This is a genomic window from Phaeodactylibacter xiamenensis (genome assembly GCF_000759025.1).
Taxonomy (GTDB): Bacteria; Bacteroidota; Bacteroidia; order Chitinophagales; family Saprospiraceae; genus Phaeodactylibacter; species Phaeodactylibacter xiamenensis.
In genome coordinates, this window is sequence record NZ_JPOS01000084.1 from 243,436 (window position 1) to 261,011 (window position 17,576).

Here is a 17,576-nt window from a genome sequence, read left to right on the forward strand (position 1 = left end):
TCTATAAAAATGGCTTACCTGTGCCTAACTCATTTGCATGCGCTCCCCGGCACGGCTATCCACCCCCATTTTTTTAAGATAGCGAAAATGAGCGCGAATGGCTTCCCCTAAGGTAAGGTTTTTATAAGGGATGTTGTGCTTATGGCAGGCCTCCTCGATTATCCTGGAAATAGCCGGGTAGTGGATATGGCTGACGCTCGGAAAAAGGTGGTGGGCGGAGTGTGCATTGAATCCGCCAAAAATCAGATTGGCCCATGGGCTTTTGGCATGATAGTCAACGGAGGTGATTAATTGGTGGATGGCCCAGCTGTGCGGCAGGTACCCGTTGGCACCCAGGCTCTGAAAATGGGCCTCATCGGAAAAATGAGAACCGATCAAGCCAAATATGAAGGCATAGGAAAGACAGAAGTGCATCAAAATAAAGCCTGCCAATACCTGCCCGGGTGTATATCCGGAGTATTGTAGCGGCACGATCAGGGCCAGGTAAAGGTAGAGTGCCTTCAGGAGGAAAAAGGCCACGACTTCTGAACGGGGGTGACGGATGTTGCGGAGGTTGGCCAGCCTTTTTTTGTTCAGGATGTTGAAGTCCTTGTAAAAGACCCAGACCAGCGAATAAAACAGGTACAGGAATGGAGCGTACAAATGCTGGTACCGGTGGAAATCATATATGGGGCGGTTCGGAGACAGGCGTAAGACCCGGGTATCATCGATATCGGCATCGCAGCCATCCACATTGGGAAATAGATGGTGGGACTGCACATGCCGGAGCCCCCAAAGGTAAGCACTGGCACCAAGCGCATTGAAACTGAGGTAAAACAGGAGCTTATTGAGGCCTTTGTGCCCACTCAGGGCATTGTGCGCTCCATCGTGCCCGATGTTCAAACCGAACAGCAAGCTGGCAATACCCCAGCCTATCCAGCATAACCACCACCAGCTTACAGGCAGCCCGCCGGTGAGTATCAGGACGTACAGAAAAACGGATGCCAGCCCATAGATACTCCCCTTGAGCCACACTGCCCGGGTAGCATAGCCATCGTAACCGTTTTGCCTAAAATAGGCCCTGACTTTCTCGCGGACTTCATTGAAGAAAGCATCTTCATGGCTGCTCTCCTGAAACTTGATGGTTTTCATATTGCTCTTGACTTTTCTGATCCGTTTGGGAGCGTAGCGGAATGTGCCCCAAATCATATAAGTGCCGGAAATGAGACAACAGTGCTGCCCACCAGCTCATTTGTTTATGCGCGACGCCATAGGCTGCTGCCTTATCGATGATGAATTCCGATAGCATGACATAGTGCACATGGCATACGGTAGGGAACAAATGATGTGCGGCATGGGAATTAAAGCCCCCGAAGAAGAAATTCCAAACCCTGCTTTTAGGGTGGAAATCAACACAAGTCGCAATTTGGTGCTGCGCCCAGCTTCCCGGCAAATACCCCTTTTCATCACGCATGGGAAAATCCGCTTCCTGCGCGTGGTGGTTCATGATATTGGTTAGAAGAAAAAAGTAAGACATTACCACATGCAAGGCCAAAAAACCGATTAAGACCGTAGCCCAATGCAAGCCCATCCCAACCGGCAGGACAATCAGGTAGAAGAAATAAAATGCCTTTGCGGCAATCATGCCGAACACTTCCCCCGGTGGATGTTTGATATCCCGGAGATTAGCCAGGTCTTTCCGGAACAAGTAAGCCCAGTCCTTGATAAAAACCCAGTGCAGGGTGTAGAGTGCATACAGGAAAGGCCCATAGACGTGCTGCCACCGATGATGCCGGAGCAGCGGCCGGTTTGGCGAAAGCCGGATCAAGAAATTATTATCAATATCGATATCACAATGGTCCACATTTGGGAACGGGTGATGGGAATGCACATGCCGAAGCTTCCACAGATAGGCATCTGTCCCCAGTGGATTGAAGGTGAGGTAATACACCACTTTATTGAAAAGCTTCGAAGAAGTCAAGGCATCGTGGCAGGCATCATGCGAGATATTGAAGGCAATCAGCAGCCCCGATACCCCCATAGAGGCATACAACAGGATGGTTACGATGCTGGAAAAACCACCAAAAAGGATAAGCGCATAAGCCCCCCAGAAAAACGATAAGAAGAGCACCCCTTTGCCAAGCATTAAGATATTCGCATAGCGCCCGTTTTTTTGTTTGTCCAGCCAGGTCGACACCTCTTTCTGCAACGCCTGAAAAAAAGCATCGTCCCTATTATTGACCCTGAACTTAATCGTCTGCATAACCTGGAATTTAGGAGCAAAGTACCCTGTTTCCGGTACAAAGGCGCTGCTAAAAATCACTTTGCGCCGATTTAGTTCCGGTCTTAGACTTACTTGGTGAGCCACAAAGGCGAACCTTAGTAAGTCTTAAGGCGCTTTCGCAAGGCTACAGCGCCCAGGGACGGGATCTTAATCCTACTTCCCGGTTAAGCTTCGTGCCCAAAACGTACCCTGAGTACGCTGCGTTACACTTAGCGACTACGCTAAAACCGGGACTTCCGCTTCCTTTGCGAGACCGGTGGAGCGCTCCAGCTGGATTAACCAAATACAATTTATCATACTACGCTGAATCGGCTGCCCCAGGACAGAAACAGCGCCGATTTAGTCCCGGCCTTAGACTTACTTGGTGAGCCACAAAGGCGAACCTTAGTAAGTCTTGAACCGGGATCTTAATCCTACTCTGGACTGGATATGTGCTCTGACTAAACCGAAGAAATAACCAAGGCTAGTCCTTGTACGATCTTAATCCTACTCTGGACTGGATATGTGCTCTGACTGAAATGGTAAGTAAATTCTGGAACTAAGCCCTAAGCGATCTTAATCCTACTCTGGACTGGATATGTGCTCTGACGAGGTACATACAAAATTTATAATAGTATGTACTAACCGATCTTAATCCTACTCTGGACTGGATATGTGCTCTGACGGCATTTGGAATAGTTCATTCTATCGACCAAGCGCGAATCTTAATCCTACTCTGGACTGGATATGTGCTCTGACCAGGGTTCGACCCGTCTCTCCTCTACTGCAGCTCTATCTTAATCCTACTCTGGACTGGATATGTGCTCTGACCCGGGAATCCTTTCTGATTTTTCTGGGGCCATGAACGGATCTTAATCCTACTCTGGACTGGATATGTGCTCTGACACATCCACATATTTCTACATATACAGAGAATGCGAATAAATCTTAATCCTACTCTGGACTGGATATGTGCTCTGACAGAGTAAAGGGCAACCATTGGCATTTTCCAAGAGAATCTTAATCCTACTCTGGACTGGATATGTGCTCTGACGTGTTGGGATATGATCGACATATGTTGCCAACAATCGATCTTAATCCTACTCTGGACTGGATATGTGCTCTGACAGTGCGGTTGCACTCCAGAGACGTCAAGGTAAAGATCTTAATCCTACTCTGGACTGGATATGTGCTCTGACAGGAGCTTCGGCAGCTTGACCTCCAAGTCCGGAGGATTATCTTAATCCTACTCTGGACTGGATATGTGCTCTGACGGATCCAAACTCTTCGTCCATTGTTGACGAGGATTTATCTTAATCCTACTCTGGACTGGATATGTGCTCTGACACCTCGAAGCGGTATCGGCTCTACCAAATCCCGAAAATCTTAATCCTACTCTGGACTGGATATGTGCTCTGACCTTTCTGATTTTACTGGCACTATGAACGGCCAGGGCAATCTTAATCCTACTCTGGACTGGATATGTGCTCTGACCAGAAGGCCAAGTACGCCCGCCTGACCGATTCCTCTCATCTTAATCCTACTCTGGACTGGATATGTGCTCTGACCGGAGATTGCGTATGGCTCGTGCACTGAGTAACCTGATCTTAATCCTACTCTGGACTGGATATGTGCTCTGACAGCAACCCTTATAATTCATTAAAAATCAAACAGTTAATATCAAATAACTTGAAATTTTAACACTTTTTAACAGGGGTTTTTCGTTTGAGACCACTGCTTTTACTTAATAGAGTATTACCGAACAGGACATACAACATCCTGCCGGAATACAAGCAATATACGTAAATTCAGGCGGATTCGTTCCGGTGTTGATGGATATTTTTATTGCCTTGCACAGCCCCTCTCCTCTCCTACCTTAAAATCGCCACCTCTACTTTGGCTTAAAGTCAAAGAGGTCTGAACTGATGTCAGACCTCCCTAACAGAAAACAAAAAACAATGATAATAAGGTCGATATTCTTAGGGCAGAGCACCATGCCAGCAAAGCTCGCCTTGAGCTTGGTTCATAGCAATTACGTAACCGTTCTTACCGAAAAGCAGAATAGATAATTATTACCTTGAAATTGGAGCAGACAATTGACAGGACTTTAGTCAGGAAGGTACCACTTCCAATTTCTACGTATGGTGCAAGTGCATATATGCATATTTGGATATCATACAGCCAGGGGTCAAATTATAGAGGAGCGTGGAAGTCAATTCAAAAAATTACAGAAATCAAGAATAAATTATAAAATCAATGAATCTCCTCAAATATAACACATTACGGAAATAATGTCAAGCATTATTCTAAAATTAAACCAAAAAACAAAACTAAATATCGCTGGACACTTGATTTAAACCCGATTTTAGGCTAAATTCACACTGTACCATTATTGATACCTCGAAAAATGAAGAAAATAGCACTAGAAGCAGCGGTATTCAAAGTATTGCACGATGAGGTGGTCAGGAAGTTTAAAGCAGATAATCCTGGTTATGCAGAGCCTGAATACCAATTGTATGGATATAATCAGGAAAAAGCTGCCGTTAACAGCATCCGGAAAGCTATTCTGAATAAGTACGAGGTGGAAGGTAAAAAGCTCCCTAAAGAGCTGGAAAATTATAATGGTAAATACCTGAGAGATGCCCTCAAAGTTAAGTTAGCCAAGTCCGGGCAAACATTCATCGAGGTCAGGGCTTCCTATCTGTATTCTTATTTATTTTATTTAGAAACCAATTTAGCGGAGTTTGTTGAAAAGGCAGCCAGCAAAAACCAAATTTCCAGAGAAGACCTCGTTGCGCAGAGAAGGCTGATGCAGCTTCCCAATCAACCACAGTCATCTCACAATCAGGGGCCTAATGCAGCCTTCCATTGTTATTATTACTCAAAGATCAACAGGACCGTTAATTGGTTTACCCTGCGGATTGAAGGGCAAAAGGCCTTTATCAACAATGCAATATCTGGCAAGCGCTATGAAGGCGCTATTGACCAGTACAAAGAGAATAAATGCAATCAGTCGATTACGCTGTTTTCTGAAAAATCAGAAAATATTAAAGTGGAAGTCCATGTTGTGCTTAGTGGACAAAAGCCCATTCATCATCGGTGGTTTTCAACGGGCTATATGTCTATGGTCTCCGATATTGAATACTATTCCGGTGTCTTGATTGCGGAGCATTTTATTGCTCGCGACGCACTCAGGAAGATGGAAGAAGCCTCCCCCGGACCTGAAACACACTCGTATACATTAAGTCATTTCTGGAAAGACCTGGAAGCAAAAGAAATGCAGCTCCTTTCTGCCAATGAGCTAAATACTATATTCACCTCTCATTTCTTTTCACCTTCCGATAAAGTGCTCCTTGAGCAACTCTGGGAGAGTAAAAACCAGCAGAATAGCTCTCCCGCTAAGATCGCCAGGTGGATAAGTAACCAAAAACTGATTAACTATAATTTTTTCCTCGAGCAAAAAGCGATCACTGTTCCGCATACTAACCTGAGCTCCTACTTCGAGCTAATTGCGGAGATGAAAAAGAACCGGCCAGACTTCCAGAGTAATCAGCAGCTAAGGATTGCGCTGGAGGGAAAATATTTTATGTTTACCACCTACAGAGAGCATGAAGACTCAAAAGGCATTGAACAAATGACGGTGGAGCTCACCAAAGAAGGGAAATTCAACTGCGAAAGCCCTGACAAGGGTAAATTTCACGGCATATATCACATATATCAGCAACGCATACTTCAAGTCCATCTTAAAAAGGTAGACGGCCCATCAAATTATAACCTGGTTTTCGAAATCCCAAGAGACTTAAACCAAAACAGCAGGAAACCAATAATGCTATGGGGAATTGGCTCCGGCTTGAGCAAAGATATGCTGCCCCGGGGTGATAAGTTACTGCTATGCCGCAAGCACAGCAACAACCTTCAATTTATGCCTGTTTATTATGACCTCCAAAATCAAAAAAACGCACCTGCTTTACTGGACGAACACTATCCGGGGTTTCACACTTTTTTCTCTTTGAATGCCAGAGACAATTATCTTCAGGGATCAAACATCCTCTTCAGCTACCTCGTCAATTTACCAGTGCCTGACGACATGAATGAAGTGGCAGGCGATTATGTATATTACCGTATGAATTTCGATAAATCTGCTTTAAAAAAATATACTTTCTCGGTAAAACAGAACGGCGTGGTACAGCTTAGCCGGCATAATGCGCAAATGAAAGGGCATGCTTTTAAGTATGGCCAACGTGTTTTCCTGTTTTTCCATGGCAACAGCGGTTACGGAATTGATGGCTTTCTGATCATGAACACCCTGCATGATGCCAGGGAATTCACCCAAGGCATGCTTACCTCATTTAGCCAGGCAGATGAGCCTTTTTCTGATTTGCTGGTCATTCAGCGGGTCAGACAACAGGAATCTGACAAACCCAGATATCAAACCATCAATCTCAATGCTGATGCCTCTCCCCAGGTTCGGGGATATTTGAAAGATAAAGGCTTTCAGATTGCGCTAAAGCTGTTGAAAAGTAAACCGACCACCATCTTTCAAACCCAAAAGGGCGCTTCTTTCCTCAGAGATCCATTCACCACTCAAAGCAGGGAGGAGCTTGACCGACAGCTTCTCAACCGGCTATCTGGCGAACTTGTGATGCGCTTTCTCACAGAAGACCACGAGGCATTCGTATTAACGATCAAACAAGCAAAAACTAAACTTAGCCTGGATATTGACCAATTGGCTCTTCATTTATTTGATCGTTACCGAAAGCTCACCCCTGACCAGCGAAAAGAAATCAAAAACTGGATTGAGAAAGCATGCGAGCGTACCACACAAAGTTCTGGCGGCACACCCGCAGCTATCATATGAATGTTACTTCTTGCTAAACTGTGCCGCATTCGGGGCAGGCATTTCGTTGCTTTCTTCACACCCTGGCACCACACGTTTAGAATCAAAAATGTACCGGGAAGCACAATTGAAACGGATGTGATCGTAGGGATGGGTATTACTCAAAGGCTCCAGAAAAAAATAGCTTTGATTGTCGTTAAATGTCCTGTCAAGCCGGCTAAAAAACTGAAGCGCGCCCTCAGGGTCAAACCCGGCTTCATTCATAAAATACAGGGCAGAGCGGTCTGCTATAAGCTCATGATACTGATTGATGCTTGTCAAAGCACTTTCGGTAGTATTAGAAAGCAATGTTCCAATTTCACTGTACCCTAACACGCTTCGCAGCTCTCCCCTCAGGGCTAATCGGCGGTCAGGCAGCATATTTTCAATATGTGCCAGTTCGTGCGACAAAATGAAGGCCAATTCATCTTCTGTCTCTACAAACTCCAGCATAGCCGTGGTAATAAAAACTTTGCCGTGAGCTGTAACCCATGCGTTGATTAAACCGGGCTGCTTTTGATGCCGGATTACGAAAATTTCATAGTCTACATCTGTACGGAGCGTATGCCGGACCAGGGTCTTAAATATCCGGTTTACACGGCGGTATGTGTTTCCCCTCACCGTACTCACGCTTTGCATTGTGCGGTTAAACTGCTCCTGTCCAAGCGCCTCCAGGGTATCGTAGGGAATCCCCAAAGCCTCTGGCTCCAGGTGCTTTTCCAGTTTTTGTGCCAGACGGTGAACCCAGAGGTCGAGTTTGCCATTTTGGCAAGACTCCTCCCAAAATTGTTTGATGTGAGGCCCATCCGTGAATTCATAGTAATGGCATGGAGCCGGTTCTTTCTGAGCTGCCTCAAATTCACAACTGCCGGCAAACAGCAGTAGTATACTAACAAGTAAGTATCCATGATTCATTTGAAATAGTTTTTGGGCCTGCCGGGAAACAGAATCCGGCAGGTGATTCTACAATTAGGCATTAATAAATTCCGGAGATGCGCTATCATCAAATGACTCGGAAGCCATTACGTATTCTATATTCGTAGTGGTGTAGAGCTCTTCGGGAGGAGTAACTTGCACATGGTAGTGATAGTACCGCTCGCAATTTTGACGGGATACCAGAATTTTACGCTCTGCTCTGCGAATTTTACGCCCCAAATAGCCCATCCTGATGTAATATGCCGCCAGTGTCCAACCTGTATGCACCGCAATGCCAATAAACAGTTCAATAAAGCTGAGCCACCAGATCAAATGGACGGCTGGAGCGTATTCTGCTCCACTCTGATCCAGTCCCATTTTGATGATATGGGAAAGAAAAGCCAGATATATAACAATACCGGCTATGCCCGCCAGGATGAAGCGCTTGTTTTCCAGCACACGGTGCCCAGGCTCCTCCTGCGACCAGTACAAGTTAGCTCTTCCAATAAGGATCCAGATATAGGCTGAAACGAAAAAGATCATTACAATAGGAAGCACGGACTGCAGTAGTGCTCTTAGCTCAAGGTTTTCGATTTGCAAACTATGCGCACTGTAAAGAATAGGGGAAATATTGACTCCAGCCATAATGGCGGCCGCCAGGTGGGCAGGGATAGCCAACAGCGAGGCTGCCTTTTTTCCTGAACTTTCCTCAAGTAGCTTCGTATACTTTTTCTTTAATTCCTCTTGCCTGGTATTCCAACGCCCAAGCTTTTGCTGTAGCCGCACCACGCGGATGGCATAGCTATCTGCTACCTTGATAAATTTGTTGCTCTTTAATCTGTTATAATTAATCATCAGTTGTTAGTTTATCGGAAGTGAAGAAATTTGTGTGCAACTTGACTTTCGGCTCCGGGACAATCCCTGGAAAAACCTTTTCCGAATCTATCTGCCTTTGCGCCCCCACCAGGTATACAGCGGTACCGTTAGGGAAGCGAAAGACCCCAAGGGAATCCGGACCTTCCTCAAGGTCATGATGCAAATCGCTGAGCACCACGATCTCAATATCTGCATCCGCGAACTCCGCCTGCCGGCTGATACTTTCTGCAAGGGATAAAGCTCCATTCAGGTCTGTCCAGGGGGCTGAACGAATATTCATATACTGATCAGTTAAGGCGTCAGAAAGCTCACTAAGCTCTGCTTCAAACCTGGCTTTGACCCTGTTATTATGGGCAGCAGCTTTCTTGCGCTGATAAATAGACAGCGAATGCAGGTCAATGGTATCAAGCCTCATGGGCTCAGTAACGAAGGGGTCCTGCCGGTAGCTGCTATCGCTCTGAACAGCGATGGCAGTAAACACAACCGGCTGCCGGGCTGCGCGCTGGCGAACGATTGCTTTTATGGCTTCCAGATCCGTATCAGCGTAATTGTACGACTCACTTTGATCGAATAACCACACTTGGAGCAACACAGAGGGCTCAGGGGGTACCGGTCGCTTACACATTGTCATACCAGCCCAGCTCAACAATATTAAGGTTAGATGTTTCATTTGTTACGTTTGTTTATAATAGATTTTGATGTTTACATTAGTATCAAAAAAAATCGCGGCTATTGCCAATAACAAAGATCTCATTCAATCTTCCCGCAAGGCCTAATTCATTGATTTTAAGTGACCTGACTTGCGTTGCAGTAGAATGAAAAAGGTAAAAAACCCAGCTACAACAGCGTAGACCATTGCCCGGCCATGCCTGCTGATTGGTAACGCAGCGATGGGAAGAAAAGCGGCAGCGATGTGATATGGATGAACAGTATATAGCTGTCGTGGAGTAAGGGCGAGGCCCTGATTGTCGGGATGCGATTGTTTGTAGCGGGCGAAGAGAGCGGCCGTTTCTTCCTGCTTGTGCAGACTCAACTGATAGTCCGTGCAGACCGCATCATGTTCTTGGCTGAGCTGATGATAAGCAAGGCGTTGATTGGAATAAAGCGCTAAAATGGAGTCTGCCGTTTTGCTAATTCGGTGTGTTTCCTTTTTCGATTCATGCAACTGCTTTCGGGTAGCAGAAAGGCTTTGTACCAAATCGCTGTTTTTCCGGGCTTCCGCCCGGTAGGCATCATCAAGGCGTTCTGCTTCTTCGAGACACTGCCCATGAACCTCTTTCATGGAGTCTGCATAAGATTTGTAGATTGCCAGATTGGACTTATAGCGAGCCATTTTGGCTTTTGTCTGTCTGTGGTTCTGCTCAGATTGGTACAACAGATAGCCAAATACCCCTCCGGTAATACTCAGTGTCAAAAGTACCGCAGCCCCTACTGTGAAGGGTAAAAGTTGTTGTTTTACACGGTACTTATGATAGTCCTCAAAAATCTCCTTAATTTCCGGTATCATAGGAAAATCGTTTTTGGGAAATGAAGAAATATGTCAAATTCAAAGCTCTAATCAAAACATTAACCTATGCACTCCTGCCATAAACAAATGGTCATGTTTTATTTTAATAACAGAGTGTAATTAAGTTTAGTTTAAAAACTTCAAAAAAAATTAATTGCTAATGTTTATATCCAAAAAAAGCAGCCTGAGATATTTTTTGTGAGTACATGAACTATAATCCTGCCTTTCTGGTTATAAACACGAATATATTTTTTGAGAACATGTAATCTTTTACTACCTTTGCTCTCGTCCTAGTCGGAAAATATATTATGTTTCGCGCCATTGTGCTAATACAAAACAAAATACCGCAACACTAAGCAGAGCAAACACAAAAACCACACTTGATGGTCTTTACTGTATTTTGTTCTGACTAGTGAGAGTGGCGCGTTGATGAAGGATAGAAATCAAAAAACAATGAATCAAAAGACTGGTATTATCTTGCTGAAGGTCAAACCTCCTATAAGTGAGGAATCTACTCAATCTAAAGCTATTGCATCATCAGATTATCATATAGTAAATGAAAAAGGTGCAATTGCTGTTATTGAATATCCGTTTGACGCGATTGAGAGAAGTAAGAAAGACCGTACTTTTGAATTAGTCTTAAAAGATGCGGCTAATCTTGCTGCCAGAAAACAGGCGACGTTAATTATTGATTCTAACGGTTACCTGGAAAGCTCTAAAGATGAGGTACTTCTTGAATACCTTAAAATCATCGAGCGGGAAAAAATTGATTTCAAAATTAAAGATCTTGACCACTTTAATAAGGAGTCGCTCAGCTTGTTCGTTAATATAATGGATCAAAGGTATGCCAATGCCAAGGCGCTGCGGGACGAAATGGCTAGTCAGCCGGGTGCAGCACCCAGCAACAGGCCGACACCTGAAGCGGGTATGAAAGCGCTCAAACTAAGCAGCTCTCAAATGAAAAGTGCGCTCAGACGAAAACAGGCTGCAGATCTAGACCCCAGGAATATCCTTGCCAGGAAGGAAATCGTCCGCCTTAAAAAGCTTGGAAAACAGCTAGGTGTTCGGATGACCGATTACGCTATTTCGAAAAAACTTACCGATAAGGAGATAAAAACCCGAAACAACAATCCCTTTAGAGCCAATGAGATTAGCAGGCAAATCAAAGCTTTTGAAGACTTAGAGGCTGGCTTCAAAGAGAATAATAAATTAAAAAGAAAGGTTTCTTCTTCCATTACAGAAGTACTCAGCACCAATGCTGAACCTGAAATTGCACCAAAAGCAAATAGTGCCAAAGCACCAAAGCCATCAATCGAATCAGTAAAGACTACGGTGCCCATATCTCTTAACAACCGTAATCTAAATGTAACGGAGTCGCTTGTGTTATCTTTCAGGTCTGAACTGCTTACGGATGTAGTTTTGCGTATATATGATAACAAGGAAGAGCTCCTCCATGAGGTCGATATTCCCTCCGGAACATCAGAAGAGTCTTACAGCATCATCGAAGATATTCCGCTTCGTCCGGGATTATATTACGCAAGCCTTTCTGAGCAAAGTACCAATGGGGCAAATGAAGAAATCCGGTACAAACCAGTTTGGTTCTCCTTAACGGTGCGCAAAGATGTCATTGCTCCCCTTTCTGATTCGGATTCCAAATTTTCTGCATCTGATTTCCAATAAAAGAATAGGACGCCCAGATAGCCGGATGGCTGTCTGAGGTGCCACTTTTCAGGCATTGGCGTTGTATGTTCACCAAGGCGTCCAGAAAATTGTCCCCCTCCAGCAAACGTTTTATGACCCTCGAGCTAAACTGTAATATTTCTTCAGCACCCATTTTGTACTGAGAATAATAAATGTTTCTGGCACCTGCCTTTAAAAAAGCTTGTACCAGTGAAACAGGTCCTTCTCCGTTACCGACTCCCCCATGCCCACCTTTACAGGCATTGATAATCACAAGTGTATTCGAATCGAGCGTAAGGTGCTGTATTTCTGCCTGACTCAACATATGCAACTGCCCGGTTCTGAGATTTTTTCTCAGTACCAGGCAAGGGGCATTGGCATATCCACCTTCACTGTAACTGTGCCCAAAAAAATGTAGTATTTGTATTGCACTTCCTTCGTTCTGTAAATTGCCTTTAATTTCCGCAGTACTATATGATAACAGCTCATGCTGCATTTTAGGAAAACGCAGTTGAAAAAGCCCTGCAATATATATGACTGCATCGATTTTGGCTTGGTTCAGTCTTTGCTCATCACTACCGAGCTCAATATTGGTGTACAACCCAGGTAGGCTATACAGTCTAAATGCATCTGCCAGGGTAGGCTCCTTTCCTCTTTTATCATTATGATTCCAGTAGAGCAATGCATTAGATAAATGGTAACTGATTTTATAGTTGTTTATCAAGTACGTTTGCACTGAAAACTTATTCTTGCCAGATGTATCAAACCGCTCCGACAAAAAGGGGAAAGGCACATAAAACAGCTCTTCATCAGGAATAATGTAAATTCGGTTCCCCAAAGCATGCCTGAGGGGAGCAATCAGTATTTTATAGAGTTGACTTGAGTATCCAATACATTTCACGTTCTTATCTTTCAGGCCGGCATACAACCCCTGCTCTATGTCCAGCCTGAAGATCTGATCGTCGAGCTCCTCCAGTTCATAACCGTTCAGTATTGCTGAACAGTCCAATATAGATTTCTTTAATTCAATCACCTCTTTGCTCCTATCCAGCAACTGGAAGAACTGAAGTGGTTCGCTTCCCCTGATGACCATAGCATAGAGCCCCTGCTCACCCAAAAAATAGCTCAAGACCGTTCCTTCCTCCTCCTCCTCTCTCAATTGGTTACGAATATCACCTAGTACGTCCTTAATTTTATGGTCGTTGGACCAATCGGAGTTCACCGTCTTCTTGTTTATTTTCAATAGCAGAGTGATCTTATCCTGCTCATCTTCTAAGGTGTATTTCAAGCCCTCCGAAAAGCATTCATCGATGTTTTTGATCAGCGACGCCACCATATCAGGAGAGGCATTGCCACTTTGCTGCGGCCTGGCAGAAAGAGTGGTTAGGGAAAACGGAGACAACGACTCCAATAACAGGAAGGACTTACTGAAATAGAAAAACTCAAAGATACCTTGCTCCAACACAAGCCGCTCATCTTCTCCAAAGGCGCCCTGTTGCTCATAGAGTATGGCTAACCCCATCTCATAAACCGCCCTGGCTTGCTGCCCCATAACAGCAATTTTGGTTTCAAGATTGTAGTACTCCTTCCGAATAAGCAATATGGCGAGATGCGCCAGGTTGATGGTATCCCAGGCTTCCTTCAAAGCCCCCTTCTTTTTTAATTTAGCTCGAAACTGCAGGTACTTTAGCCTTGCCAGTAAAAAAAGAGACCGTATGGCTTCGAACGGCGAATTGGAGCCCTTGATTTTTTGCAAGGCAGAAAGCTTTTTTGCTGCACTGTCTTGTCTAGAATAATTACCTTTCAATGCAAGATCAACCATCTCTATGGCCCGCTCGAAATAATGCTCACCGCCAATTTCGGTGTAAACCTGAGCCAGATTATTTCGGGCCCGGGCGATTGTGCTATGCCACGGTTTAAGGTAAAGACCTAACCTTAGTTTCAGCTCCTTCCCAAAGTACAACTCGGCTTGAGCCAGCAATGCCCCCTTTTCAACTCCGGGCAGCTCTGCTTCCTTCAGAAAACTCATACCAAGTAAATAACATATGTGTGCTTTCTGCCTGTTCATACACTTTGGAAAATGCATGTGCAACAGCCGAAAAGCCTCTTTTAGCTTTTCCCTCGCTTTATCATATTCTTCTCCCTGAGCAATTAAGACGGCGCCCCAGTGGCTGTTGATTTCGGGCAAATAGAAATAAGGCTTGTAGCCCGCACTATCATACACCTGTTTACTCTCTTCGATGAGGGATGTAGCAATCACAATGGTATGGTCCAGCATACAAATCTGGGCATAATGAGATAAGAGCCGGGCACGCATGTAGTGCCCGTTGGTATGCTCCGTACTATCTTTATAGCAAAGGAAGCTCTTGGCCATCAACAGCTTAGCCCTGTAAACATCCCGCTGCCGAAACTGTACTTTTGCCAGCACCAGATACGCTCTGCAAAACAAGTAGCAGTCATCAGGTTCGCCGTTCTCCTTGGCGGCCCTGCCATATGCCATTGCCTCTTCAGCAAGCTGCTCTGCCTCCTCCCATCCGCCCTTTGAATAAGCAATCTTGGAAAGCAGCAGAGATATATGAGCTTTCGTCTGCTGTTTGAGATACACATAGTAGCTGGAGTCAGCAACATCCTTTAACTTCCGCTCCAAATCATGATACTCAGCGGTAAATAGTTTTAACCGTACGTAACAGATAATAACCTGTGCATATTGTTCGTAATTTTTACGCCTGAGGGAATTGACTTTGTCTATTTTGAGTTGCTGAAAAGCTTCGTCAATCTTACATTCCTTCAGCGTTTGTATATAAAAAGCCTCATAGTTCATGTATAGTAGCCGCCTTTATATTGTATGAGTAGATGCCAGTAGAATCTCAATTGTGGTGAGCCGCCTCATCCCTGCTGCGGGGACCAAAAAGCTGCAAATAAATAGGCCAGCGTCGTGTTCATGGAAAGTAAAAGCAATAATACAATATATCTTTCGAAAAAACATATAATCAACAATAGAATATTGGGGTATTTCAATAAGTAGGTCTCAGCAGCCATAGTCATGCTATATGCGCGGGCAAAGAGTACGTCTGTTCCAATGCTGAGGTTTAATTCGTGCTATTCCAGGAAATACCTTACCATCAGTAGTCTCGATACCCACCTTCCAACGAAATCAATTTCCCCGGTCCAAACGCTATCTAAAATATACGCAATACGAAGTGGTCACCTACTGGCGCTGACGGCCAGCACGGGGAACGATAAATGTCGGGTCTTTGATCCAGACATTCATCGTCTGGGGTCTTTGATCCAGACATTCATCGTCTGGGGTCTTTGATCCAGACATTCATCGTCTGGAATCTTAGATTTGCGACATCGGCCACTGACGCAGCGTAGCTTGTCAGGGCAGGAGCAAAAGACTTCCCAGCGTAAATGCTGCCCCTCCTGTCTTTAAGGTGGTCAAAGCCCAAAGGCGACGAGACACGGGCAAGCATTGAGTAGGTTTGCTATGGCCAACCACTTAATCGTAAGTATAACGTATTTCCATCCCTTTCCGGCAGTGGTTTCGCAACATGATGGAATACCGTTTGCTTCACTTTGGCTACAATTGAGTAAGGCTGCCCGATTCATTACCAAAACCAGGTGGGATTTGAAGAGCAGGAGTCTCGGGGAGAGTAGTGTTTATACATCAGCATAAAGGATAGCCTTTACTAAGCTGGACTTTGAAAGGTCGATTATTGGCAGCTAAAGCCCACTTGTGCGACTAGTCCAACGCCCGCCCAATTTATTGCCCTTACAGCCCTTGTTGGTGCTATCCGGTCAAATGATCAAGCAATTACGCATCAATCCGTTAGCGACCAAAGAATAAAAGCATTTCTCTCAGGTACTGCTCTGCCGAATACTTTTTAGGAACTTTAAATAGGAATTTCGCGCCATATACCTTCCGGGCATTCGACTTACTGCAGCGCTCAGAAGCATCTTCCCGCATGGTGTAGTTCATGATACACTTAATTTCAGAAGGATTAATCAGGAGAGGCGTGTCTTGCAGGCAAATATCCCGATAGCCCTGCAAAGGGGCCTCGGAAGCACTTACAGTGGACGTCGGTATTTTGAATGCTTTCGGTATAAAGATTTTTCCGAAGTCGATATTTTTCCGGTCGGGGTTAAGCACTCTTGAAAGGTTGAAAATCGGATACCCTTTTTTATAGATCCAGATATTAATGTCTTCACCCGCATACTCATTAATAGGCCGAAAAAATGCGCCATCCTGAAGGACGACCTCATGGACAAACAGTCCGATGTCTTTATCAAGGGGAGATTGGGTTCCGGTGGTATAAATCACCGTTGTGCCTGCAGCGTTGTCGGCTTCAAAAACCAGCGTCCCTTCGATTCCAAACGTACTGACCTTTTTACTGAAACCATATACGAACAGGACGCCCAATGAAGACAAAAACAAAAGTAAAGGGATAATCTTTTTAACAGACATAATCATGCCGAAATTAGGGTTTTGGGATAATAAGTTCGCAATTTAATGCAATAACCCCAATTTGGCAACTAAAAACAATGTTAATTATCAGACCTGGTCTTTCAAGCCTCCCTACAGGGCAATAAGCAGGGGCTCATCAGACACAACGTACCGAACAGGCCTCCTTTGCTCCAGCTGATTGAGTGGCACTGCTGCTTTACAGGTATGAATGGGCCGATTTTGGTCATCCACAAACCGAAGATAAACATAAGTGGAGTCCAAAGGCACCCTTGCAGTCACTTCAAAATAGCCCTCATCGTTAGTTTGTCCGCTACTGTCATCAACGCCCTTTAGCACTACAGTGGTATTAGCTATAGGCACTTCATAGCTTTCGTCAAGGCGTACAAGCTGCCCCTCGAAACAGACCTCCCTGCTCTCTTTGATACTCTGCTCAATCCATCCGATTTTCTGGACATATTCATATCCACCGAAGATAAGGAACAAGAACGTCAGACCGCTACCGATCAGGGCAATAAGAAACATTGACAATGCCCCCAGAAGCCGCTTCTTAAAATCGCTTGAGAATTCACCAATCAGTGAACGCTTTCGCTGTTCCGGCTCATTTTGCTTTTCCTGCTTCGGCGGTGAAGACAACCGCGAAAGCAATTTTTTTAATTTCTCCATGATTAGACCAATTAAATTTATCAACTACCATTAGGCCTTTTCATGAAATCAGATTTGTACCTAATAAACACTAGCCAAATAAAAATCGTTCGCACTTTTAGCGAAAATTCGCTTTTGTCATCTGTTTTCCGAAATGATGGCTCTCAGCACTCTGCTGACTCGCTAAGGCGCCTATGCCCTCTCCGCTCAAAAAACACAAGCGTGGATTTAACAACTCCACTCCTACCCAATACCAACCAATACGTTTTTTTGCTATATTGCTTCCTGCCTTACAATGGCAGCCTTATAAAACCACTATATATGATGATACCAGACGCTCTTCGGCCAAACAGCCTCTATGTAGCAATACCGC

11 protein-coding genes and 1 CRISPR repeat array are annotated in these 17,576 nt (G+C 44.7%); of the genes, 2 read left to right on the top strand and 9 right to left on the bottom strand.

The features are described from left to right. Nucleotides 1-24: 24 nt before the first annotated feature. Together IX84_RS25630 and IX84_RS25635 are read right to left on the bottom strand one after the other, a co-directional pair. The gene (locus IX84_RS25630; protein ID WP_044227760.1) at nt 25-1,131 is read right to left on the bottom strand and encodes a fatty acid desaturase family protein; all 1,107 of its coding nucleotides are present in this window, start codon (nt 1,129-1,131) and stop codon (nt 25-27) included. After that, complete coding sequence (locus tag IX84_RS25635; protein ID WP_160213935.1) at nt 1,097-2,242, bottom strand: fatty acid desaturase family protein; 1,146 nt, start codon at nt 2,240-2,242, stop codon at nt 1,097-1,099. Before IX84_RS25635 ends, IX84_RS25630 begins: the two co-directional genes overlap by 35 nt. 425 nt (nt 2,243-2,667) lie before the next feature. Further along, a CRISPR array of direct repeats spans nt 2,668-3,883; the repeat unit is 37 nt; unit sequence ATCTTAATCCTACTCTGGACTGGATATGTGCTCTGAC. 766 nt (nt 3,884-4,649) lie between these two features. Here IX84_RS25635 and IX84_RS25640 point away from each other — a divergent pair. Next, nucleotides 4,650-7,100 carry a hypothetical protein gene (locus IX84_RS25640; protein WP_044227767.1) on the top strand — a complete coding sequence of 817 codons (2,451 nt, stop codon included), beginning with the start codon at nt 4,650-4,652 and terminating at the stop codon, nt 7,098-7,100. 3 nt (nt 7,101-7,103) lie between these two features. On the opposite strand, the gene IX84_RS25645 is transcribed toward IX84_RS25640, so the two are convergent. The 4 genes from IX84_RS25645 to IX84_RS25660 form a co-directional block, all read right to left on the bottom strand. Continuing rightward, complete coding sequence (locus IX84_RS25645; protein WP_044227770.1) at nt 7,104-8,033, bottom strand: M48 family metallopeptidase; 930 nt, start codon at nt 8,031-8,033, stop codon at nt 7,104-7,106. A 54-nt stretch (nt 8,034-8,087) separates the two neighbouring features. Then, complete coding sequence (locus IX84_RS25650) at nt 8,088-8,888, bottom strand: hypothetical protein (protein ID WP_044227773.1); 801 nt, start codon at nt 8,886-8,888, stop codon at nt 8,088-8,090. Continuing rightward, entirely contained in the window at nt 8,881-9,579 is a 699-nt protein-coding gene (locus IX84_RS25655) for a hypothetical protein (RefSeq protein ID WP_152605244.1), read from the bottom strand. The genes IX84_RS25650 and IX84_RS25655 overlap by 8 nt, the downstream gene beginning before the upstream one ends. Nucleotides 9,580-9,681: 102 nt before the next feature. Next, nucleotides 9,682-10,416, bottom strand: coding sequence for a hypothetical protein (locus IX84_RS25660; protein ID WP_044227780.1), 735 nt, complete (start codon nt 10,414-10,416; stop codon nt 9,682-9,684). Between the two features lie 453 nt (nt 10,417-10,869). Between IX84_RS25660 and IX84_RS25665 the strand changes: the two genes are divergently transcribed. After that, entirely contained in the window at nt 10,870-12,096 is a 1,227-nt protein-coding gene (locus IX84_RS25665; RefSeq protein WP_044227783.1) for a hypothetical protein, read from the top strand. Here IX84_RS25665 and IX84_RS25670 read toward each other — a convergent pair. The 3 genes from IX84_RS25670 to IX84_RS25680 all read right to left on the bottom strand — a co-directional run bounded on the left by IX84_RS25670 (nt 12,041) and on the right by IX84_RS25680 (nt 17,224). Beyond that, entirely contained in the window at nt 12,041-14,917 is a 2,877-nt protein-coding gene (locus IX84_RS25670) for a CHAT domain-containing protein (protein ID WP_044227786.1), read from the bottom strand. The two genes, IX84_RS25665 and IX84_RS25670, sit on opposite strands and share 56 nt — an antisense overlap. A gap of 1,008 nt (nt 14,918-15,925) precedes the next feature. Further along, nucleotides 15,926-16,567, bottom strand: a complete 642-nt coding sequence (locus IX84_RS25675; RefSeq protein ID WP_044227788.1) for a hypothetical protein — start codon at nt 16,565-16,567, stop codon at nt 15,926-15,928. 105 nt (nt 16,568-16,672) lie between these two features. Next, nucleotides 16,673-17,224 carry a hypothetical protein gene (locus tag IX84_RS25680; protein WP_152605245.1) on the bottom strand — a complete coding sequence of 184 codons (552 nt, stop codon included), beginning with the start codon at nt 17,222-17,224 and terminating at the stop codon, nt 16,673-16,675. Between the last annotated feature and the right edge of the window lie 352 nt (nt 17,225-17,576).